This is a genomic window from Pseudochelatococcus sp. B33, assembly GCF_053570585.1.
In genome coordinates this window covers 227,343-248,204 of the sequence record NZ_JBSEFH010000004.1, presented here as the reverse complement: position 1 = coordinate 248,204, position 20,862 = coordinate 227,343, and the positions used below count along the sequence as shown (strand labels likewise).

Annotated in this window: 19 protein-coding genes; 7 read left to right on the top strand and 12 right to left on the bottom strand. The window is 64.0% G+C overall.

Features of this window, described 5'->3' with window-relative positions:
- Window positions 1–37 precede the first annotated feature (37 nt).
- The 8 genes from ACUSIJ_RS06075 to ACUSIJ_RS06040 all read right to left on the bottom strand — a co-directional run bounded on the left by ACUSIJ_RS06075 (window position 38) and on the right by ACUSIJ_RS06040 (window position 9,467).
- Window positions 38–1,084, bottom strand: a complete 1,047-nt coding sequence (locus tag ACUSIJ_RS06075) for an extracellular solute-binding protein (protein WP_449307481.1) — start codon at window positions 1,082–1,084, stop codon at window positions 38–40.
- Window positions 1,085–1,224: 140 nt separating this feature from the next.
- Window positions 1,225–2,292 carry an ABC transporter ATP-binding protein gene (locus tag ACUSIJ_RS06070; RefSeq protein ID WP_449307480.1) on the bottom strand — a complete coding sequence of 356 codons (1,068 nt, stop codon included), beginning with the start codon at window positions 2,290–2,292 and terminating at the stop codon, window positions 1,225–1,227.
- A gap of 228 nt (window positions 2,293–2,520) precedes the next feature.
- Window positions 2,521–3,279, bottom strand: coding sequence for an SDR family NAD(P)-dependent oxidoreductase (locus ACUSIJ_RS06065; protein WP_449307479.1), 759 nt, complete (start codon window positions 3,277–3,279; stop codon window positions 2,521–2,523).
- A 251-nt stretch (window positions 3,280–3,530) separates the two neighbouring features.
- A complete protein-coding gene (locus ACUSIJ_RS06060; protein ID WP_449307478.1) occupies window positions 3,531–4,619 on the bottom strand; it encodes an isocitrate/isopropylmalate dehydrogenase family protein in 1,089 nt (362 codons plus the stop codon).
- Between the two features lie 64 nt (window positions 4,620–4,683).
- On the bottom strand, window positions 4,684–5,772 hold the full coding sequence (locus tag ACUSIJ_RS06055) for an AbrB family transcriptional regulator (RefSeq protein WP_449307477.1): 1,089 nt from the start codon (window positions 5,770–5,772) through the stop codon (window positions 4,684–4,686).
- A 7-nt stretch (window positions 5,773–5,779) separates the two neighbouring features.
- The gene (locus ACUSIJ_RS06050; RefSeq protein ID WP_449307476.1) at window positions 5,780–7,195 is read right to left on the bottom strand and encodes an MmgE/PrpD family protein; all 1,416 of its coding nucleotides are present in this window, start codon (window positions 7,193–7,195) and stop codon (window positions 5,780–5,782) included.
- Window positions 7,196–7,332: 137 nt separating this feature from the next.
- The gene (locus ACUSIJ_RS06045) at window positions 7,333–8,328 is read right to left on the bottom strand and encodes a PdxA family dehydrogenase (protein WP_449307475.1); all 996 of its coding nucleotides are present in this window, start codon (window positions 8,326–8,328) and stop codon (window positions 7,333–7,335) included.
- Between the two features lie 53 nt (window positions 8,329–8,381).
- Entirely contained in the window at window positions 8,382–9,467 is a 1,086-nt protein-coding gene (locus ACUSIJ_RS06040) for a tartrate dehydrogenase (protein ID WP_449307474.1), read from the bottom strand.
- Window positions 9,468–9,744: 277 nt separating this feature from the next.
- Between ACUSIJ_RS06040 and ACUSIJ_RS06035 the strand changes: the two genes are divergently transcribed.
- On the top strand, window positions 9,745–10,614 hold the full coding sequence (locus ACUSIJ_RS06035; protein ID WP_449307473.1) for an alpha/beta fold hydrolase: 870 nt from the start codon (window positions 9,745–9,747) through the stop codon (window positions 10,612–10,614).
- Window positions 10,615–10,702: 88 nt separating this feature from the next.
- Here ACUSIJ_RS06035 and gcvA read toward each other — a convergent pair whose 3' ends face one another.
- Window positions 10,703–11,674, bottom strand: a complete 972-nt coding sequence (gcvA, locus tag ACUSIJ_RS06030) for a transcriptional regulator GcvA (RefSeq protein WP_449307547.1) — start codon at window positions 11,672–11,674, stop codon at window positions 10,703–10,705.
- Window positions 11,675–11,808: 134 nt separating this feature from the next.
- Between gcvA and speB the strand changes: the two genes are divergently transcribed.
- The 6 genes from speB (at window position 11,809) to ACUSIJ_RS06000 (ending at window position 17,595) form a co-directional block, all read left to right on the top strand.
- Window positions 11,809–12,867 (top strand): agmatinase, encoded by a 1,059-nt coding sequence (gene speB / locus ACUSIJ_RS06025; protein ID WP_449307472.1) that lies wholly within the window; start codon window positions 11,809–11,811, stop codon window positions 12,865–12,867.
- An 87-nt stretch (window positions 12,868–12,954) separates the two neighbouring features.
- The gene (locus tag ACUSIJ_RS06020; protein ID WP_449307471.1) at window positions 12,955–13,998 is read left to right on the top strand and encodes an ABC transporter substrate-binding protein; all 1,044 of its coding nucleotides are present in this window, start codon (window positions 12,955–12,957) and stop codon (window positions 13,996–13,998) included.
- Complete coding sequence (locus tag ACUSIJ_RS06015) at window positions 13,999–15,090, top strand: ABC transporter ATP-binding protein (protein WP_449307470.1); 1,092 nt, start codon at window positions 13,999–14,001, stop codon at window positions 15,088–15,090.
- Entirely contained in the window at window positions 15,074–15,931 is an 858-nt protein-coding gene (locus tag ACUSIJ_RS06010; protein ID WP_449307469.1) for an ABC transporter permease, read from the top strand. Before ACUSIJ_RS06015 ends, ACUSIJ_RS06010 begins: the two co-directional genes overlap by 17 nt.
- Entirely contained in the window at window positions 15,928–16,737 is an 810-nt protein-coding gene (locus tag ACUSIJ_RS06005) for an ABC transporter permease (RefSeq protein ID WP_449307468.1), read from the top strand. The genes ACUSIJ_RS06010 and ACUSIJ_RS06005 overlap by 4 nt, the downstream gene beginning before the upstream one ends.
- Window positions 16,738–16,755: 18 nt before the next feature.
- A complete protein-coding gene (locus tag ACUSIJ_RS06000; RefSeq protein WP_449307467.1) occupies window positions 16,756–17,595 on the top strand; it encodes a creatininase family protein in 840 nt (279 codons plus the stop codon).
- Between the two features lie 386 nt (window positions 17,596–17,981).
- Here ACUSIJ_RS06000 and ACUSIJ_RS05995 read toward each other — a convergent pair whose 3' ends face one another.
- From ACUSIJ_RS05995 to ACUSIJ_RS05985, 3 genes are all read right to left on the bottom strand, one after another.
- Window positions 17,982–18,182: a hypothetical protein gene (locus tag ACUSIJ_RS05995; RefSeq protein ID WP_449307466.1), complete on the bottom strand. Its 201-nt coding sequence runs from the start codon at window positions 18,180–18,182 to the stop codon at window positions 17,982–17,984.
- A gap of 480 nt (window positions 18,183–18,662) precedes the next feature.
- Window positions 18,663–20,015: an MmgE/PrpD family protein gene (locus ACUSIJ_RS05990; protein ID WP_449307465.1), complete on the bottom strand. Its 1,353-nt coding sequence runs from the start codon at window positions 20,013–20,015 to the stop codon at window positions 18,663–18,665.
- 58 nt (window positions 20,016–20,073) lie between these two features.
- Complete coding sequence (locus ACUSIJ_RS05985) at window positions 20,074–20,793, bottom strand: FCD domain-containing protein (RefSeq protein ID WP_449307464.1); 720 nt, start codon at window positions 20,791–20,793, stop codon at window positions 20,074–20,076.
- Between the last annotated feature and the right edge of the window lie 69 nt (window positions 20,794–20,862).

Here is a 20,862-nt window from a genome sequence, read left to right as displayed (position 1 = left end):
AGCGCTCGACCGGAAGAACACGCGGGGATGAACGACGTCACGTACCGAAGTAACGTTCGTACCTCGATTTGATGTCCCGGATCTGTGCTTCCAGCGCCTCCGGATCGGAGTGAAGGAGCTTGATGGCCGAGAGCGGTATGCGCCCCTCCTTCTCCTTGACGTCCGGATGGAAGGACCGGAGGCCGCCGAAGTCGCTGTTGAGCTGCTGCGCCTCCTGCGAGAACAGGAAGGCATAGAAGAGCTTGGCGGCGTTCGGGTTGGGGGAGTTCTTCAGTATCGCGGCATTGCCGACGGCAAGCGGCGTGCCTTCTTCCGGATAGACGATCTGGATCGGAATGCCCTCGTCCTGAAGGCGGAACACGTTGTATTCGTTCCCGTCGAGCTGCACCGCGCGTTCGCCCTGCGCCAGCTTCTTGGGCGGTTCGGTCGACGACTGAACCTGCATGACCGACTGCGCGCCCAGCTTCTCGAAATAGTCCCATCCGAGCAGGTCGGAAAGCACGTGGGTGGACGTCATCACGGTGCCGCTGTAGCCGGGATGCGCCTTGACCGCCTTGCCCTTGAAACGCGGGTCGAGCAGATCGGTCCACGTCTTGGGCGCCTCCTCGCTCGGCAGCAGGTCGCTGCGATAGGCGAGCACCGCAAGGTGTGCGCGATAGGCGGCAAACTGGCCATCGGGATCGCGCTCGTCTTCGGGCCATTTATCGGCCACGACCTGCGGCACCGCCGGCTCGAGCCAGCCCTGGCGCTTGAAGTAATTGAAATGGACCGCGTCGGACGTCTCGATGACATCGGCGTTGTAGATGCCCGACGAGTATTCCTGTCCGATGCGCTGGAAGACGCGCTCGGACCCGGCCCGCTCCACCTGTACCTGAATTCCCGGATATGTCTGCTTGAACAGCTCCGCCAGCTTTTCCGCCACCGTGACGTCGGTTGCGGTGTAGAAGACCACCTTGCCCTCGGCGCGGGCGGCCTCCTCGAGTTCCGGGGTTACGCTGTAAGGCGCCGGCGGTTCCGCCGAGGCTCCGCCCCCCAGCACCAGGCTTGCGGCGAGTGCCGCGGGAAACACGAATGCTTTCAACATCGACCCATTCCTCCCGTTGTCATCTGAAAAATTCCGGCCTTTCGCGGCTTCTGTTTTGTTGGATGCAGGCCCCATCATGGCCCGCATCGGCTCGTGGGCGTGCTCCGCACGTATTCGCGGAGACAGGACATCGGATCTCGTCAGCGATCCAGCGCCCGGCATTGCTCAGGCGGGAACCTGAGCCAGACGTTCGTCCCCTCGGACAATTCAACGCGGACGGGCGCTATGGCGCGCACGACGTCGCCGTCGTCGATCTTCACCAGATAGTCGCGGTAGGAACCCAGATAGATGTGACGGGTGACCTGCCCGGAGGCGACGTTGGTTTCGTCAGACGCGGGCTTCTGCGCCAGTATCTCCACGTCATGGTGGCGGATGGATACGGCCGTCTGGCCGGACGAGGCGACCGTGCCGCTGTCGCAGCGCAGCACGATGTTGCCCGGACAACGCACCGCGCCGTCGTCCACGCGCGCGCCGGACAGGATGTTGGTGCCGCCGATGAAGCGGGCGACGAACTCGGATTCGGGACGCGCGTAGATATCCTCCGGCGAGCCCGCCTGCTCGATGCTGCCATCGTTCATGACGACGATGACATCGGCCGTGGTCATCGCCTCGATCTGGTCGTGCGTCACGTAGACCGTCGTGTAGCGGAACTCGTCGTGCAGCCGCCTGATCTCGAACCGCATCTCCTCGCGCAGATTGGCGTCGAGATTGGACAGCGGCTCATCGAGGAGCAGGATCTCGGGCTTGATGACCAGCGCCCGGGCCAACGAAACCCGTTGCTGCTGTCCGCCCGACAGCTCGCCCGGATAGCGATCGGCAAGCTTCGACAGCTGCGTCGCCGCCAGTATTTCCCGAACCCGCGCCGCCGTGTCGGCTTTGGACATCTTCCGAAGCTTGAGGCCGTATGCCACGTTGTCGAACACCGTCATGTGCGGCCAGAGCGCGTAGCTCTGAAAGATCATCGACATGTTGCGGCTTTCCGGCGGCACGGTGGCGCCCGCGGTCGACACCACCTTCCCGCCGACCTTTATCTCGCCGCCGTCCGCCGCGACGAACCCCGCGATGAGACGAAGAGTGGTGGTCTTGCCGCAGCCCGACGGCCCCAGAAGGCAGACCAGCTTGCCCCGCTCGACGGACAGATCGACCCCCTTCACAACCGTCAGCGCACCATACCGCTTGGTCAGCCCGGCCAATTCCAAAAATGACATAACTCCTCCCACCCGCTATTGTTCAGCACAGTCGATCTTTGCCGACGCCAAGAATGCAAATACCTGTAATATACGACAGAAGCAACGAACCAGGCTATCTCTGAATTACAATATACAATTACGCCATATCCTGAAACTGCCATCAACTATACTTATCCGGCTCCGGGCGGGCAGTGGCCTTCCGCCGCCGAGCGGCCCTGTCCCGCCCCTGCGCGCCGGGGCAGGCGCCTAGGCCATGAAAGCCCCGCCGTTCACGTGGAAGACCTGCCCGGTGATAAAGCGCGACCTTTCCCCCGCGAGCTGGCCAACCATTGCCGCAACGTCGTTCGGTGTCCCGTAGTGCCCGAGAACGGTGCTGCGCTTGTGATGATGGAGGGGGGCGTGGCCATCGCGTTCCGTTTCTATCAGCCCCGGCGAGACGCAGTTAACGGTTATTCCCGACGGACCGAGTTCGTGGGCCAGCGCCTTGGTCAGTCCGACGAGCCCCGCCTTGGCGGTGACCACATGGAGGCGGTTTGCCGCGCCGGTATGCGCCGTCAGGCCGCCGATCGTGATCACCGCGCCGCGGCGGCTATTGCGCAGCTCCTGCAGGGCGGCCTTGACCAGCAGAAATGCGCTGTCGAGCGTCACCCCCATCACCGAGCGCCAGTCCTCATGGCTGATCGTCTCGATGGCGCCCTCCGGCCGGATCGCCGCGTTGGCCACGACGATATCGAGCCGCCCGAAGGCGGATACCGCAGCCTGCACGAGTTGGGGCGCCGTTTCCGGCTCAAGAAGATCGCCCAGGAAGACCAGCGTCTCCCCTCCCGCCTCGCGGACCAGCCGGGCGGTTTCCTCCGCGCCGACCCGGTCGCGCGCGTGGACGACGACCGAGGCTCCAAGCCGCCCGAGCTCGATGGCGATGGCCCTGCCGATGTTGCGCGACGCACCCGTGACAATGGCAACGGGCGCGCTTCCGTCATTCCCGGAAAAAGATTGTTCAGGCATTGAAGTCTCCCGAGGCGGGCGCACCGCGCAGGGTGGCATCCATCAACAATGGAGGTTCGAACGACAATGATACCCTGCATCGTCACGGTATCGATTTTTTGTAAATTGTCAACAATAGTCAATCAAGAAAATTGTCGTTCATCCCTGTCATTCCATCAGGGCATCGCGGCACGCGTGTGGCGCGCCGGTCTGCGATGGCGGCGCGCCGCCGGTCGCTCCCAGGCGGGGATGGCTGCTGGCCCGCAGGCTTTTCATGCTCCGCCGCCTCGCTGCTCCAGCGCGGCCACGATGCCGTTCGTCATGTCCGCTGTTCCGCCCGTGCCGCGGATGTCGCGCGTGCGCGTGCGCGGATCGGCCAGCGCGACGGCGATCGCGTGCTGCATGCGGCGGGCGGCGTCGAGCGCCTGGGGAATGCCCCGGTTGTGCCCGAGCCACTCGACCAGCATGCGCGCGGACTCGATCATGGCGAACGGATTGGCGATGCCCCTGCCGGCGATGTCCGGCGCGGAGCCGTGGGTGGCCTGCGCCATCGCATGCGCCCCCTCGCCGATGCACAGCCCGGGCGCCATGCCGAGCCCGCCCACGAGCCCGGCCGCCTCGTCGGTCAGGATGTCGCCGAACATGTTCGTGGTCACCACCACGTCGAAAACCTGCGGTTCGCGCACGAGGCGGGTGGCCATCGTATCGACGATCACCTCATCCACGGCGACATCGCCGAACTCCCGCGCGACGCGGTGACACTCCTCGACGAACATCCCGCAGCCGAGCTTGAAGACGGTGTCCTTGTGGACGATCGTCAGGCGTTTGCGGCGGCGCTGGGCTATCTCGAACGCCGCCCTCGCCACGCGCGCGGAACCGGCGCGGGTGATGACCCGCACGGAAATGGTCATGTCCTCGGTCGGCCGGAACTCTCCCGTCCCCGCGACGACATTGCGGTCCGGCTGAAAGCCCTCGTTGTTCTCGCGCACGATCACGAGGTCGATATCGTCGTAAAGCGCCCCCAGCCCCGGAAACGAGCGCGTGGGACGGACGTTGGCGAAGAGGCCGAAGCGCTTGCGCAGGATGGGATGAGGATTGATGGCGCCGGGAACCTTCGGATAGGCCTGATGGCCGATGGGTCCGAGGATGAAGCCGTCCATGGCGAGAAGAGCCTCGATCGTGCCTTCCGGAAACGTCGAGCCATGGCTGTCGAGCGCCGAGCGGCCGATGGGAAGATGCCGCCAGTCTATCTTCAGCCCCGCGACGGCAGCGGCGGCCTTGGTGACCTCGACCGCCGCGGGCACGATTTCATGCCCGATGTCGTCGCCGTTGAGGACGCCGATCGTGAGATGGGATGTCATTGCGTTCTCCCCCTTTGAACTGGCGGCCCATGGCCGCTCCGGAATGGTGGACCGCGCAGGGCGGTCATTCGATGCCGCCGCCGATGGACCGTGATACGTATTCGAACAGGCGCAGCGTGACCGGAACGGTGGCCATCACGATCGCTATGCGCATGATCTGGAACGCCGTGACCGCCGTGACGTCGAGATGCATGGCGGCCGCAGTGATCGCCATTTCCGTGATCCCCGCCGGCGCCACCGCCAGAAGGCACGTCGTGAAGGACAGCCCGGTGATCGACGCGAGCAGACGGGCGAGCGCGGCGGCGGCAACGATCATGAACACCGTGATGGCCAGAGCCGACAGCGCAAGCCGCGGCAGGCGGCCGACGATCGAACGCTTGAACCGGCAACCGAGCCAGATCCCGATGATCACCTGCGCCGCGACCAGCAGCGGGGCAGGCATGGCGAAAGGCCCGTAACCGGTCGCCGCCGCCGCGCCCCCGAGCACGGCCGGCGCCAGGAAGCAGCCGTTCGGTATCCTGAGCGGGTTGATGGCGAGCGCCAGCGCCCCCGCCGCGACCAGCAGCAACATCGACGGCAGGATCTCGCGGGAGGCCAGCGCCGTGCCGGCGACGTTTCCCTCCGCCCCGAACAGCATCACCAGGATGGGTACGGTGGAGACGATCGTGACGACACGGATGACGTGAACCACGGCCACCGTCTCGCTGGCCGCCTTCATCCGTGCCGCCAGCACCGCCATCTCGGCCATGCCGGCGGCAGTCGTGGCGAAGAACGCCGTCCTCCTGTCGATATGCGCGGCGCGCCCCAGCATCAGGCTGGCAAGCGCGGTGACCGCGATGGTCACGGCCGAGGTCAGTGCGGTCCACGGTATCAGGCCCGCCGTGGCGTGCAGGGTGTCAGGGGTGAAGTGGAGACCGATCGACAGACCGACGACGACCTGCGCGCCCGCACGGCTGAACGGCACCGGCGCGACCGGCAGCTTCAGCAACGTCGCCGCCGCGCAGACCATCAACGACCCCAGCAGGAAAGGCAGGGGAAGACCGCCCGCCCAGGCCAGCGCCGCGCTGCTCATCCCCGCCAGCAGGCCGAGAGCGCAACGGCCGGGAGCGGGAATGCTCCGGGCCACCGCATCCGATCCCTCCTCCGGATCCATGGCGGCCTCAACCGGCTGCGATCAGATTCCTGGACAACTCGTCGAGATTGGGCAGCGTTTCCAGATCACGCACGAGGTCCACGATCCTCTCGGCCCGTTCACGGCCGACGCCCGCGAAGGCCGCGTTCTCGCGGAACTTGTCCGCCACCTCGTCATAACTCATCGGAAAGGCCGGGCTGCCCTTGCCGAAGTCCGCGCGGCCCGAGATCCTGCGTCCGTCGTTCAGCTCGATGTCGATGATCGTCGTCATGAGGTGGTAGCCCGCCGCCTCGGCGTCGTCGTCCACGACGAAATCGATTTTCTCGATCAAGGCCTTCACGTCGTCGCGGGCGACCGTCTCGTCGGTGAATTCGTTGAGCCCCGCCTTGCGTTCGAGCAGCAGGATCGCGACGCAGAATTCCATCGAGAACTTGGCCTGCAGCTCGTCCTTCGGTCGATGGTGGATCAGCGCGTTGGGCATGTTGGAATTCGTGCCGACACGGACATGCTTCACGTCCCCGGCGCGGATATCATACTCCCGGATCAGCCGCAGGACTTCCGTCATGCCCGGGTGGGTCAGCGATCCCGAAGGATGCGGCTTGATCGACACGCCGGGCGATACGAAGGTCCACGGCGCGCCGAGCTTGTTGTAGATCGCGTCGATGTCGTATCCGCCGCCGGCGGCGCTGAAGAACCCGCGCGGCGCTTCGAGAATGCGCGAGGTCGCGGTCCATCCGTAAGACGAGAACTGCGCCGCGGCGACGCCGGATTCCGAAGCGCGCCCGGCATGGAAGGGCTTCGTCATGGTGCCGAAGTTCTCGCGCAGACCCGCCGACTGGCTGCCCGCGATGGAAAGGGCGCGCAGCGTCCGATCGATATCGAACCCGAGCAGCTTCGAAGCCGCCGCCGCCGCCGCGAACGTGCCGCAAGTGGCGGTGGCGTGAAAACCGGTCTGATAATGGCGCGGCGCGATCGCCTCCGCGATCTTGCATTCGACCTCGACGCCGAGGTGGTAGGCGAGCATGAAATCGAGCCCGGAAGCACGCACCTCCTCGCCCACGGCGAAGGCCGCCGGCAGCGCCGGCGCCGTCGGATGCGTCAGCAGGCCGTAGACGCGGTCGGTAGCGACGGCGAGCTGGGTGTCGTCGTAGTCATCGGCATGGATTCCCACACCGTTGGCGAAGGCGGCGAGGCGGGCCGCGACCTTGCGGCCACCGCCAATGACGGTCGCGCCGCCCTCGCCAAGCCGCAGGTCCTGCAGGTGCTGGCGGACGAGCGCCCCGCTCTTCGCCACGGAGCCGGACAATGCCAGCCCGAAACCGTCCAGAATGGATTTCTTGCCAAGAGCGACAAGCTCCTCCGAAAGGCCTGCGGCGGACGTCTCGACGATGAATCCGGCGACGTATCTGGTCAGTTCAACGTCAGGAGTGCTGTGCTGGCTCATTCTGTTCCTCTCCGCTGGTCAACCGCTCGTCCGAGAGCCCTCATCCGGGAATCTTGGTGAGCATGAATCGGTTACTGTAAACTGTCAACAATATGCGAGGGTATTTTGCCTTGGTCGAGGCTCGGCGTCTGGATGCATCAGGCCGAGGCGAGCCGGCTTGCCAGGGCGATGGCTGCCTCGAACGCGCCGGTATCGGCCACGCCCTTGCCCACGATATCGAAGGCCGTTCCGTGCGCCGGGGTGGTGAAAACGATGTCGAGTCCTGCCGTGACCGTCACGCCACGGCCGAATCCGCGCAGTTTCGTCGCGATCTGTCCCTGGTCGTGATACATGGCGAGAACGCCGTCGTACTCTCCCGCAAACGCCTTCAGATAGACGGTGTCGGCGGGGAACGGCCCCTTGCAGCCGTAACCTCGCGCCGCCATCTGCGCGACGGCCGGTCCGATGATGGTGATTTCCTCGTCGCCGAACAGGCCGTTCTCGCCCCCGTGCGGATTGAGCGCCGCCACGGCAAGGCGCGGGGCGGCGATGCCCGCCTTGCGCATCGTGGTCACGGCGAGTTCGATGGCCCGGGTGACCGCCTCCGGCGTGATCTGCCCCACCGCCTCCCGCAGCGCCACGTGCGACGTGACGCGCGACATCCACTGACCGTCGAGCACGTTCATCTCGCTGAACGGACCTTCGTGCCCCAGCAGATGGGCGAACATCTTGTGTTCGTCGGGGAAGCGCCAGCCGCCATCGTACATGGCGCGCTTGTTCAGCGGCGCGAAGGAGATGGCGTCGACGGCACCCGATTTCGCCAGCTCGATGGCCCGCGCCAGCGTGTCGCCGGTCGCCTGGCCGGCCCCTGCGCTGCCACGGCCGGGCGGATAGAGGTCCGGGTCCATGTTGCCCAGATCGATCACCGGAACGGCGTCGTCCTGCCAGTCGGCCTGGCGGGGATGGTCGACCGGGCGGATGGCGAACGATACGCCGGCCTGACGCATCCCGAGCGCGAGCACGCGAACGTCGCCGACGACGATGAGACGGGCGACATCCTTCATGCGGCCGTCGTGAACGACGCGGGCCAGCAGTTCGGGGCCGATCCCGGTGCAATCCCCCGGCGTCACCGCGATAATGGGCAGGGCAGACATGGAAACTCCGTCTTTCGGTCGGTTGCGCTCAAGGGGACGGGAACGGGGACGCCTCACCCCGCGGGCGCCGCGAGCGCCGCGGCAACGGCCTTGCCGCAGGTGACGGTGTCCGCCCGGCCCCCGAGATCACGCGTGCGCAGCGCCTCGTCGACAAGAACGCTCTCGATGGCCGCGACGATGGCGTCGTGCGCCTCGGGATATCCGAGGTGGTCAAGCATCATCGCCCCAGCCCAGATCTGCCCGATCGGATTGGCGACCCCCTGCCCCGCGATATCGGGCGCCGAACCGTGCACCGGCTCGAACAGCGACGGGAACCGCCACTCGGGGTTGATGTTGCCGGAAGGCGCTATGCCGATGGTGCCGGTGCACGCCGGGCCGAGGTCGGAAAGGATGTCGCCGAACAGATTGGACGCGACGACGACGTCGAACCGATCCGGATTGAGGACGAAGTGCGCGCAGAGGATGTCGATATGGTACTTGTCCCAGGACACATCCGGAAACGACCGGGCCATTTCCTCGACGCGCTCGTCCCAATATGGCATGCTGATAGAGATGCCGTTCGATTTCGTGGCGGACGTCAGGCGCCTGCGCGGCCGCTTTTGCGCCAGGTCGAACGCATAGCGCAGCACACGGTCGATGCCGTAGCGGCTCATGACCGTCTCCTGCAGGACGACTTCGCGCTCCGTGCCGACGAACATCCTGCCGCCGACGGACGAATACTCGCCCTCGGTGTTTTCCCGCACGATGAGGAAGTCGATATCGCCCGGCGCCCGACCCGCGAGCGGCGAACGGACCCCCGGCATCAGCCGCACGGGGCGCAGATTGACGTACTGATCGAACTCGCGACGGAACTGAAGCAGTGATCCCCACAGCGACACATGATCGGGAACCTTGTCCGGCCACCCCACGGCACCGAAGAAGATCGCATCATGGCCCCCGACAATCGCCTGCCAGTCGTCGGGCATCATCCTGCCGTGGCGGGCATAATAATCGCAGGAGGCAAAATCGAAATGCTCATAGGCAATGTCGATACCGAACAGGGATGCAGCGGCGTCGAGCACACGCAAACCTTCCGGAACGACTTCATTGCCGATCCCGTCCCCGGGTATGACGGCGATTTTGAGCGCTCGCGCCGACATGCACACTCCCCTGTTTCATTGTCTCGCGGGCACGATTTGCGCGCCGGCCACGCCATGCCAACCCGCCATCGAACCGCCATCGAACCGCCATCGAACCACCTTGGCCGACAAGCTATTGAATGACGCCCATATTGTCAACTATCGACTGTTGACAATTTTAGGCCGTTCCTGTTTATCGTCCGGGAGGGGACCCAAAGTCGAGGAGTTCATGATGACACCGACGCAACATGCCAAATCGCAGACAGGAGAGCAGGCAAGCGAGGCTTGCAGAACGTTGATGCGCGGCTTCCGATACGAGCGCGTCGACACCGGGGGCGCCACGATCAATGTCGCCATCGGCGGCGAAGGACCCGCGCTGCTGCTTCTGCACGGCAATCCGCTGACGCATGTGAGCTGGCATCGCATCGCTCCGAAGCTCGCGGAAAACTTTACCGTGATCGCCCCTGATCTGCGGGGCTACGGAGACAGTTCGAAGCCCGACGGCGGCGAGGATCATGCAGCGTACTCCTTCCGTGCGATGGGCGAGGACAACTTCGCGGTCATGTCCCATTTCGGCTTCGACCGCTTTCATGTCGCGGGCCATGACCGCGGCGCGCGCGTGGGGTTCCGCATGGCTCTCGATCGTCCCGAGCGGGTGACGCGGCTGATTGCGCTCGATATCGTGCCGACCCACCATGTCCTGAACAATGTCTCGCTCGGCTGGGGGCTCGAGTCGTATCACTGGTTCTTCATGGCGCAGAAGGCCCCGTTCCCGGAGCGGCTTATCACGGCCGAGCTCGACTACTACATCGATTACAAGCTCAACAAGAAGGGCGTCGGCCTGTCGATCTTCGATCCGCTTGCCATGCAGGAATACAAGCGATGCACGACGCCCGAGCAGATTCACGCCGTCTGCGAGGACTACCGGGCGACCGTCAGCGTCGACCTCGCCATCGACACGGCGGACTATCTGAAACGCCGCATCGACTGCCCGGTGCTGGTGCTCTGGGGCGAGAACAGCCATTGCGGCCGCCATTTCAAGCCGCTCGAGGCATGGGCGCCCTGGGCCGGCGACCTGCAGGGCAAGGCGCTGCCGACCGGACACTACCCGGCGGAACAGCGTCCCGACCTCGTCTATGAGGAGTTCCTGCGTTTCCTGCCCATTTAGAGCAAAACGCATCAAATTTATCCAAAAAGCGGTACCCATTTTTGGGTTTGATGCAGCAGCGCAGCGTGGCATCCCGCATCGAACGGCATCAGCGGGAGCGCGGGATGGCCTTCTTGAGCGCCTGCCGCTTGTGACGCATCCTCAGCGCGGTGGCTACCGAACTCGTCGGGCGGTCTCCGGTAGCCTCCTTCTCCGCGAACAGCCAGTCGATGAAAACCTGCACGATCGGAGCAGAGCGCATCTCGTTGCGGCAGATGACGTAGAAATCGTCGGTCGCCGGCACGGACAGGCCGAACGGCGCGATCAACTGGCCGCGCGCCAGAAGACCGCTGACCGTTACCGTGTCGCCGAGCGCCACCCCGTGTCCGTGCAGGGCCGCGCCAATGGACAGATGGGCATCGCTGAAATAGTGGCGCGGCCCGCGCTCCAGATCGAGCGCGTCGGCGGCGGTCAGCCATGTCCGCCATTCCTTGCCGTCGTCGCCGTGCAGCATGACGTGATTGGCGAGGTCGCGGATGGTGCGCAGCGGCCGGTTGTTGATCAGCGTGGGGCTGACGACCGGGAACAACTCCAGCCCCGACCATTTGCGCTGCCAGCAATCGCTCCAGTTTCCCGTGCCGTAGTGCAGGCACACGTCGATCTCCGGCGCATGGACGTCGAGCGGATTGTTCGAGCCGGTCATCGTCAGCCTGACATCCGGATATTTCGAGATGAATCTGTTGAGGCGCGGCACGACCCACAGCGAAAGCAGCGCCGGCACGCAGGACAACGACAGCGTGCCCGAGCTCATCGGCCGCGTCAGGCGCTGGGTGGCCGCGGCTATGCTGTCGAAGGCGCTCGACACCGCAGGCAGAAGTTCGGCCCCGTGCGGGGAAAGCCTGAGACGGTGACCGGCCCTTTCGAAAAGCACGACGCCGAGCGAGCGTTCGAGAGCGCGGATCTGGTGGCTGATGGCACCGTGCGTCACGTTGAGTTCGACTGCCGCCTTGCTGAGCGATCCGTGGCGTGCGGTTGCCTCGAAAGCCCGCAGCGGATTGAGCGGGGGGAGTCGTTTCATCAGCAATCTCTTTGTTAGTTTTTCTCATACAGTATCCTAAAATAATATCAATTGATTTCCGATCTTCCTTCTTCGATCATTCACTAGTGGCAACTGTGAAACGGGTTGGGCAAGCTCGAACCAAGAGGGAAGAAACGATGAGCTTCGACCAGGAAAAGCTCAACGCATTGCGCGCCAAGTATGGCGAGAGTCATGGCGGGGAGCTGTTTGATCCGAAATTTCGCCGTGTCGCTGAAAAGATCTTTTCCGAGAACGGAACGCGCGTCGCGCCCTACTCCGGCATTCCGACGTTCCTGGCAGCTCCCCACCGCGAGGTCTCGGCCGTCGACCCCGACTTCGGCGATCTGCAGGTGGCGATCGTCGGCGTTCCGATGGATCTCGGGGTCACCAACCGCACCGGCGCCCGGTTCGGACCGCGCGCGCTGCGCGCCATCGAGCGCATCGGGCCGTATAATCATGTCCTCGACTGCGCGCCCGTCCACGAATTGAAAGTCGCCGATATCGGCGACGTACCGTTCCGCAGCCGCTATCATCTGGAACTCAGCCATGAGGATATCGAGCGGCGCATCGGTCACATCGTCGAGGCTGGCGTCATCCCGCTGTCGGTCGGCGGCGATCATTCGATAACCCACCCGATCCTGAGGGCAATCGGGAAGGAACGCCCGGTCGGAATGGTCCATATCGACGCGCATTGCGATACGGGAGGCGCCTACGATCTGACCAAGTTCCACCATGGCGGACCGTTCCGCAATGCCGTGCTCGACGGGGTTCTGGACCCTGGCCGTACGATCCAGATCGGCATTCGCGGATCATCGGAATATCTCTGGGAGTTCACCTATGAGTCCGGAATGACCGTCATTCATGCCGAGGAAGTCGCCTCGAAGGGCATTCCGGCCATCATCGAGAAGGTATGGCAGGTCGTCGGCGACGGCCCGACGTATCTGTCGTTCGATATCGACAGCCTCGATCCGTCGTTCGCTCCGGGTACCGGCACGCCGGAAATCGGGGGCCTCAGCACGCGCGAGGTTCTGGAGATCCTGCGCGGATTGAAGGGGCTCAATCTCGTGGGCGGAGACGTCGTCGAGGTCGCGCCGCAATACGATGCAACGACGAACACGGCACAAGCCGGTGCACAAATACTGTTCGAAATTCTAAGCATCATGGTGTTCAGCCCGTCCATCAAGCGGGAACATTGAGTTTCCCAGTATCCGGAGGATCACAAGGCTTAGAACAGTCAGCAAAAAACAACCTGAACAAAAGAGGCGGAAATGATCAATCGATACATGAAACGCAGGCAATTCCTGCAGCTTTCGGGGGTTGTGGGGAGCATGCTGGCAGCGCCGGCGATATGGACGTCGGCGAGGGCCCAAAGCAGGCAAGTGGTCTTCTGTTCCTGGGGAGGAGCCTATCAGAAGGCCTTGCGCGAGGCGATTTTCGATCCTTTCGAGAAGGAGACCGGCATCAAGGTCATCGATACCACCGCGCCGGCCATCGCGCAGGTCAAATCCCAGGTCGATACCGGCAATATCGAGTGGGACGTCATCGAGGGCGGCAGCCGCTGGTATCCCGTGCTGGTCAAGATGGGCCTCGTCGAGTCGCTCGAGTCGATGGATTTCAACCCGGACGGCATCGTGCCGGGCGCCGTGCTGAGCCACGGCCTGGCGCCGACCCTGGTAAGCTTCACGCTCGGATACAACACCCAGAGAGCGGGGACGGACGGCGCCCGCAACTGGGCCGATTTCTGGGATGTGCAGAAATATCCCGGCGCGCGCTCGCTCGGAGCGGACGTGACCTATAACCTCGAGTTCGCGCTTCTGGCCGATGGTGTTGCCGTGGACGCGCTGTATCCCCTCGATGTCGAGCGGGCCTTCCGCAAGCTTGAAGAGATACGGCCGCACATCAGGACGTGGTGGAAGCAGGGCGACCAGCCGGTACAGATGCTGTCGCGCGGAGAGGTGGTTTATTCCTCCGGCTGGGCATCCCGCTTCCTGCTGGCCGGGAGCCAGGGTCTGCCGGTCGGCAACAGCTGGGAGCAAGGCTCGTTTTCGCCGTCCTTCTTCATGGTCATGAGCGGCGCGAAGCACAAGCCGGAGGCGCATGAACTGATCCGCTACGCGATGCAGGCCGATCCTCAGGCCGCGGTGGCCAAGCTCATTCCGGTCGGCGTTTCCAACGAAGCCGTGCATCAGATGCTGCCGGCGGAGGTTCTGCAGGGCATGCCCACCGCCGAGGACAACTTCAGGCAGCAATGGCCCCTGCAGGGCGAATGGCTGGCTGAACACTATGACGCGGTCAATGACCGCTGGCAGAAGTTCATGCTCGGCTGAATGTCTTCGATGCTGCCCACCATGCATGGAAGTCTCGATGTGGAACTCCGCTCGATCCGGAAGACCTATGGCCGCGGGCCCGCAGCCGTGGATGACGTGTCGCTCGTCGTCCCCGGCGGACAGTTCGCGACCTTCCTGGGGCCGAGCGGATCGGGCAAGACGACGACGCTGATGGCCATCGCGGGGTTCGTTGCTCCCGATGCCGGCGATGTGCTGATCGGCGGGCGCTCGATGACGTCCGTGCCTCCCCACAAGCGGTCCATCGGCGTCGTCTTTCAACACTACGCGCTTTTTCCGCATATGACGGTGTTCGAAAACATCGCCTATCCTCTCCGCACGCGCCGCATGCCGGCCGAAGAGGTGCGAACGAAGGTTCAGAAGACGCTGGATCTCATCAGGTTGCCCGATATCGGCACGCGCTATCCCCGTGAGCTTTCCGGCGGCCAGCAGCAGCGGGTGGCGCTCGGCCGCGCGCTCGTGTTCGAACCGAGCATCATGCTGATGGACGAACCGCTGGGCGCGCTGGACCGCAAGCTGCGCGAGCAGATGCAGATCGAACTGCGCGCGCTCCAGCAGACCCTCGGCATTACGACCATTTCGGTGACTCACGATCAGGAAGAGGCCATGGCTCTGTCCGATCTCGTGATCGTCATGAAGGACGGCAGGGTCGAGCAGCAGGGAACGCCGCGCGAGCTCTATGAGCAACCGCGCACCCCGTTCATCGCCGATTTTCTCGGCATTTCGAACCTGATCCCCGGCGGCATCGACAACGTGCGATCCGCCCAGGTCTTCAAGACATCGGACGGCCTGTCGTTCAGCATCGGCGACATTGCCCCCGACACCTCCACCGCTTCACATTTGATGATCCGGCCGGAGCGCGTCCGCTGGACGGATGATGGACCGCTCGACGTGACCGTCGAGGGCCGGGTCTCGGCCGTGGTTTATCTCGGGTCGCAGATCCGCTGCCATCTGACCCTGGCCAATGGATCGGAGCTGGTGTCGATGCGCGTCAACCGGCCCGGGCTCCGGCCCCCTGAGGTCGGCGAGGTGGTCACCGTTGGATGGAGGCACGACGATGCCATCCTCCTCTGAGCCGAAGGCGCCGCGGCTGACCTTTTCCTATGGGCTCGCTGCATTGCCGCTCGGGGCGGTGATGCTCTTCTTCTTCGTCTGGCCCATAGGCGAGATCCTCGTCACCAGCATCTGGGACAGCGGGATCACCCTGGCCCACTACACCCGCGCGTTCGTGGACCCGATCTATCTGCGGGTTCTGTGGACGACGATCAAGATCAGCGCCCTGACGACCGTGATCTGCCTGCTCGTCGCGTATCCATTTGCCTATTGCATTGCAAGCGCCTCGCCGCGCGTGCAGAAAATCCTGCTCGGGCTCGTCATGTTGTCCTTCTTCATCAGCCTGCTGGTCAAGAACTACGCCTGGACGCTGCTTCTTCAGGACATGGGGCTGATCAACAGATTTCTCATCGACAGCGGCCTGATAGAGCAGCCGCTTCCCTTGATGTACAATCTGTTCGGGGTCCTGGTCGCCATGGTCCACGCGCTCATCCCCTTCATGATCCTGCCGCTCTACAGCACGCTCTCCGGTCTCGATCCGCGGCTGCGCCAGGCGTCCCAAAGTCTGGGCGCGGGAGGTGTGAGAACCTTCCTGCGGATTACCCTGCCGCTGAGCCTGCCAGGCGTCGGGGCCGGCTGTTTCCTGGTCTTCATCGCGTCGCTCGGCTTCTTCATCACGCCGGCGTTGCTGGGAAGCCCGCAGGAGACGATGCTGTCGAACCTGATCGACAACCAGATACGCACCACGCTGAACTGGCCCTTCGGATCGGCCCTGGCCACGATCCTGCTTGGCGTCGCGTTGCTGATCTATCTCGGCTACGCGTATTTCTTTGGCATCGACAAGCCATGGGAGCGCCGATGAAAGTTCTGGCAACGATCTATTGTGCGCTGGTCATGCTCTTTCTGCTGGCCCCGGTCCTGGTGCTAGTGCCGCTGTCCTTCGACAGTTCGATCGTTCCGAGCCTGCCGCCGCAGGAATGGTCGCTTTCCCAGTATCGGCAATTCCTGACCAGCACGCCCTGGCTGGCGGCGGCGGGCGTGAGCCTGCGCGTGGCTTTGGCGACGATGGTCATCGCGCTTCTGCTCGGCACGCTGGCATCCTTCGTGCTCGTTCGCGGACGCTTCCGGGGGCGCAACGCGGCAAGCGTGCTGATGCTGTCGCCGCGCTTCGTTCCCATCATCATCACGGCGCTGGCTTTCTACGCCCTTCTGGCCAAGCTGCGTCTCGTAGGCACCCAGGCAGGACTCGTCATTGCCCATACGGTGATGGCCATTCCCTATGTGATCATCATCGTTTCGGCCACGTTGCGCGATATCGATCGCGCACTGGAGCAGGCTTCGATGAGCCTTGGAGCCGGTCCCGCCCGCACGACATCGAAGATAACCCTGCCCCTCATCCGTTCCAGCATGGTGAGCGCGGCAGTCGTCGCCTTCATCGTCTCCTTCGATGAAGTGGTGGTGGCGATATTCATCTCCGGCACGCAGGCCGCGACGCTGCCGAAAAAGATGTGGGATTCGCTGGTCTTCGAAATGGAGCCCATGCTGCCCGCGATATCGACGCTCATCCTGGCCGTGACCTTCTCCCTGTTCGTCCTCATCGCCTGGGCGCGGCGGATACTGGAGCGCCATCAAGACGGCCGGTTTCGACCGGGCATTCCCGAACCATAAAATCGAGAGGAGGTTTCCATGACGTTGAACTATTCCGGCCTGGGATCGCATAGAGACATCCCGCTTTACGAGGAGTTGACCTCACACGACGTAGCAGATGCGGCGAAGGCGGGCGCACACGTCATCGTCGTGGCAGGGGCGACCGAACAGCACGGCGGCCATCTGCCGCTGGGGACGGATACCTATCAGGGGCTGGAGACGGCCCGGCGCGCGGCCTTCGATCTGGCCAGGGAAGGCATTCCGCTTCTCGTCGGTCCCGCCATTCCTTTCGGCCCGAAACCCTTTCTCAGCGAGTCGCCGAAGAGCTTTCCCGGCACCATCAACCTGTCGCACGCAACGGCGAGGGCCGTCATCGAGGAGGTTTGCCGCGAGCTGGTGGGGCACGGCTTCCCGGTGGTCTACCTGCTCTGCTCGCATGCCGAGCACGATCCGATCCTGCAGATCGTCGCCAAGGAGATCTCCGACACCACGGATGCCAGCGTGGTCACCTTGCAGTGGCTCGTCGGCATTCAGCCCGGCTACAAGGGAATGATGAAGTCGGAAAGGCCGCAAGGACATGCCGGTGAAGGCGAGACGGCGCGCATGTTGGCCAGCGCTCCCCATCTCGTCCGTCTGGACAAGGCCAGAAGCTATCACCCTCATCTGCCGGACACGGCCGCTCCGCACGACAAGATGCCCTATCTCGGTGGAGCCATCGGCCGCTACAAGTACCCGGCAAAGGTTTTTGCGGGCTTTGAAGACGGTATCTGGGGAGACCCTCAGAACGCCACCGCCGAGGTAGGCGAAAAGTCTTACGCGTTGATCAACGACTGGGTGTGCGCCGCAATCCGGTCGGAATGGCAGCTCTGGAATAGCTGACAGCCGCGTATCGGGCGGGAACAAGGCCGTGGCCTGCCAGCCACGACGGGCTCGAACACGCAGAAGAACGTCGTTATCTCAAGAGAACGCCGTTATCTATGGCGTCGAGAGAGGCTGTCGGCGAAGGCGCGTTGCCAGCATCCGCAAACGCGCCCTCCGCCCCGTGGTGGCTTCGGATCGCGGGGCGAGACGGATGGCAGTCGCCATGCAGGCAATATCGGCCGCCCGGCGGCGGCTTCCTTGGGCGCAGCGCCCTATTCAGCAAGAGGACGGCGCCGACATGGTCCATTCCACGCCGGGCTTACGGCTCTCGGCAGCGTTCGATCCGGGCAACACCAAGGCCGCGGTGCGCGGCCTCGTCGGCGATGGGGCAGGCGTGCGCTGTCTCAGCGCCGCTTGTATATCCCGCGGAGGGCCTTCTCGTCGATCCCAAGCGTCCGCAGCGCCTCAGTCGGCGGGCAGCGATGCGCCTCGACCGCGACGGCACATTCATGCGCGGCGCTGAACAGCCTTACGCCCTCCTTCAGGCCGCCGAACAGGCGCAGAAACCATCCGGTGTTTACGGGGCGAGCAACAAGCGTTGTCATCTTTCATCTCCATTGCAAGTGCAGCATATATAATGCTGCAACGCAGCAACAGAAAGAGCGACACAAACAAACCTGCCATGTAACAGCCGCATGACGAACAGACAGCGCCCATTTTCATCATCGATTGCTTTTTGGACTTATTGTTAAATATACTTCTTATTATGAAAGTATCTTTTGATTGACAGAAATCAATTTCTATTGAATAATACATATATACTTACATTTTTTATTATAAATATACTTGTATAATTATTTTCTATGAATCAATAATGAGATATTTTATTTCAAGCGGATATCAATATCAGAAGTTTCCCATATCTTCATCGCTCTATCCCGGCCGCTTGGATGCGGATATCTGTGCACCTGCACACTGTCTGGCGGGCCGACGGAACCGCCTAGCGGCCGGGTGCGAGACTCACCCCGCCGCCTCGATTGCGGAGGCCGTTGCAGGCGCGATTTCGCGCCCGCTGTCAAAACCGTTCAGCCGGGGGCGGGAGTGGCCGCCGGCCCGATCAAGCCCGCGTTGTCGAGTTCCAGCAACGACCAGCCGAGCTTCAGGAGATCGCGCGAGCGCGCATCGCCGATGACACGCGCTGCCTGACCGATGAACTTCTCGTCGATCTCCGCATTGGTCAGGGGCCGGTCGATGCTGCCGACAGCGTGTTCGACATGCTTGTCGAAGCGCCGGCCATCGGCGAGCGTGACGGTGATGCGGACTGCGTCCTCGGCCACGTCGCCGCTCGCCTCGGCGCGCACCCGGTCGCGCAGCGCTACGATCTGCGGGTCGCGGGCCGCCTGGTCCGTGAAGGCGGCAGGTGAGCCGTCGCCGTGAAGCAGCGCGAAAGCGGCGGCGTGATAGACGCTGAACTTGCTCTCGAGCCCGGTATGCGGCGTCTTCTTGCCGGTCAGCTCGAGGACGAGCGGGTGCGTCACCAGCTGCACGCTGTCGATGTCGGCTGTCGCATCGCCGAGCTCCTGGCGCAGCTGGCGGCAGCCATCGATGGTCGGGTGGATGACGATGCCGCAGGCGAAGGGCTTGTAGCTGTTCAGCGCCGCCTCCCAGCGGTCGCCCAGCCCGTCGAGGATCTCCGAATAGTCCTGCTTGGTCGACAGAACGCTGGCGAAGCCGCGCGGCGCCTCGATGGCCCGCTCGGAACTGTCAAAGCCCGCCGCCGCGAGGAAGGCCGCGGCAGCCCCGTTCTGCGCCGCGCGGCCGGGGTGGAAACTCTTGCACATGGTGCCGAACATCTCGCGCAGGCCCGACGATTGCGTCGCCGCGATGCCCAGCGCCCACGCCGTCTGCCGCGCGTCGAGCCCCAGCAGCCGGGAAACCGCCGCGGCTGCGCCGAAAACGCCGGTCGTGCCGGTGATGTGCCATCCGCGATCGTAGTGATCCGGATAGATGGCATTGCCGATCCGGCATTCGACCTCGATGCCGACGATGAGCGCGGTCAGCAGATCGCGGCCCGAAACCGGGCGATATTCGCTCACCGCCATCAGCGCCGAAGCCACCGGTCCGGCGGGATGGATGATGGTCTTCAGATGGGTGTCGTCATAATCGAGGACATGCGAGCTGATGCCGTTCAGCAGGGCGGCGTGCAGGACGTCGAAGCGCTCGCCGCGCCCGATGACACCGGCCTGCGGCGCGCCCGAAAACGGCCGCAGCGCCGCAATCGCACGATCCACCGTCTCATGATCCGCCCCTCCAACAGCGCAGCCAAGCCAGTTGACGAAGGTGCGCACGCCCTCGTCGTTCACGGCATTCGGGATGTCGGACGCGGTAAGGCGGACGATCCATTCGGCAAGATGGCGGGTGACTGGGGGATGGGACATGTCGACTACCTCAATGCTGTCTCGGGCGCCGGCGGGATACCCGTTCCGGCTTTCTGGTTCAGGACGATGTTGCTCGCGCGTTCGCCGCCTCGATGCCGCGATCCGACTGAATGCGCCGGAACCCGTTCAGGACGTGAGCGCGGCCGGCGATGAAGGCGCGCAGGGGATCGCGCGCGGACAGGGCCTTGACGATATCGGCATGCTCGCGGTTGGAAACGCCGAGATTGTCGCCGGCGGAAAGCGCCCGGAAGCGCTGGACGTGCAACTCGCGCGCAAATCCCTGATAGACGGAGGCCATGCGGCGGTTGCCGCACATCTCACAGAGTGAATCATGGAAGCGCAGATTGACCGGATAATAGGCGCTCACGTCCCAGAGCCGCGCGATCTCCTCCAGTTCGGCGACGAGACGCGACAGTTCGGCCACCTGCGCGTCCGTCACCCGTTCGGCCAGGGCACAGGCTATCGACGCCAGCGCATAGGCGCGCGCCTGCGCGACGTCGTGCAGTTCCGTCTCGTCCAGCAGGCGGACGAAAAGGCCGCGATTGGGGATGTAATCCAGGAGGCCGATCGCCGCCAGCGCGCGGCACGCCTCGCGGACGGGCGCCCGGCTGACGCCGAGCTTCTGCGCGAGACTGAGCTCGTTGATCCGTTCGTTGGGCGCAAAATGGCCGTTGACGATGAGCGCCTCGATTTCGTGGCGCACGACATCCGCCAGCGAGCGCGCCTTCAGAAACTCGATCGCCGAGAGGCCCGAGGCACCGGGAGGAAATTCGTTCATCGTGACACTCCATCGGCATCGGAACGGGGCGAGCCGGTCGGAATCTGCGGCGGGGTGTTTGCCTCTGCC

What these genes read in the sequence shown, in the direction of transcription:
- ACUSIJ_RS06045 (WP_449307475.1), bottom strand. Translation starts at nt 8,328, where the DNA reads ATGTCTGCCCTGCCCATTATCGCGGTGACGCCGGGGGATTGCACCGGG.
- ACUSIJ_RS06020 (WP_449307471.1), top strand. Translation starts at nt 12,955, where the DNA reads ATGAAACGCAGGCAATTCCTGCAGCTTTCGGGGGTTGTGGGGAGCATG.
- ACUSIJ_RS05990 (WP_449307465.1), bottom strand. Translation starts at nt 20,015, where the DNA reads ATGTCCCATCCCCCAGTCACCCGCCATCTTGCCGAATGGATCGTCCGC.
- ACUSIJ_RS06070 (WP_449307480.1), bottom strand. Translation starts at nt 2,292, where the DNA reads ATGTCATTTTTGGAATTGGCCGGGCTGACCAAGCGGTATGGTGCGCTG.
- ACUSIJ_RS05995 (WP_449307466.1), bottom strand. Translation starts at nt 18,182, where the DNA reads ATGACAACGCTTGTTGCTCGCCCCGTAAACACCGGATGGTTTCTGCGC.
- ACUSIJ_RS05985 (WP_449307464.1), bottom strand. Translation starts at nt 20,793, where the DNA reads ATGAACGAATTTCCTCCCGGTGCCTCGGGCCTCTCGGCGATCGAGTTT.
- ACUSIJ_RS06055 (WP_449307477.1), bottom strand. Translation starts at nt 5,772, where the DNA reads ATGGATCCGGAGGAGGGATCGGATGCGGTGGCCCGGAGCATTCCCGCT.
- ACUSIJ_RS06040 (WP_449307474.1), bottom strand. Translation starts at nt 9,467, where the DNA reads ATGTCGGCGCGAGCGCTCAAAATCGCCGTCATACCCGGGGACGGGATC.
- ACUSIJ_RS06065 (WP_449307479.1), bottom strand. Translation starts at nt 3,279, where the DNA reads ATGCCTGAACAATCTTTTTCCGGGAATGACGGAAGCGCGCCCGTTGCC.
- speB (WP_449307472.1), top strand. Translation starts at nt 11,809, where the DNA reads ATGAGCTTCGACCAGGAAAAGCTCAACGCATTGCGCGCCAAGTATGGC.
- ACUSIJ_RS06035 (WP_449307473.1), top strand. Translation starts at nt 9,745, where the DNA reads ATGCGCGGCTTCCGATACGAGCGCGTCGACACCGGGGGCGCCACGATC.
- ACUSIJ_RS06005 (WP_449307468.1), top strand. Translation starts at nt 15,928, where the DNA reads ATGAAAGTTCTGGCAACGATCTATTGTGCGCTGGTCATGCTCTTTCTG.
- ACUSIJ_RS06050 (WP_449307476.1), bottom strand. Translation starts at nt 7,195, where the DNA reads ATGAGCCAGCACAGCACTCCTGACGTTGAACTGACCAGATACGTCGCC.
- ACUSIJ_RS06015 (WP_449307470.1), top strand. Translation starts at nt 13,999, where the DNA reads ATGTCTTCGATGCTGCCCACCATGCATGGAAGTCTCGATGTGGAACTC.
- ACUSIJ_RS06060 (WP_449307478.1), bottom strand. Translation starts at nt 4,619, where the DNA reads ATGACATCCCATCTCACGATCGGCGTCCTCAACGGCGACGACATCGGG.
- ACUSIJ_RS06075 (WP_449307481.1), bottom strand. Translation starts at nt 1,084, where the DNA reads ATGTTGAAAGCATTCGTGTTTCCCGCGGCACTCGCCGCAAGCCTGGTG.
- ACUSIJ_RS06000 (WP_449307467.1), top strand. Translation starts at nt 16,756, where the DNA reads ATGACGTTGAACTATTCCGGCCTGGGATCGCATAGAGACATCCCGCTT.
- ACUSIJ_RS06010 (WP_449307469.1), top strand. Translation starts at nt 15,074, where the DNA reads ATGCCATCCTCCTCTGAGCCGAAGGCGCCGCGGCTGACCTTTTCCTAT.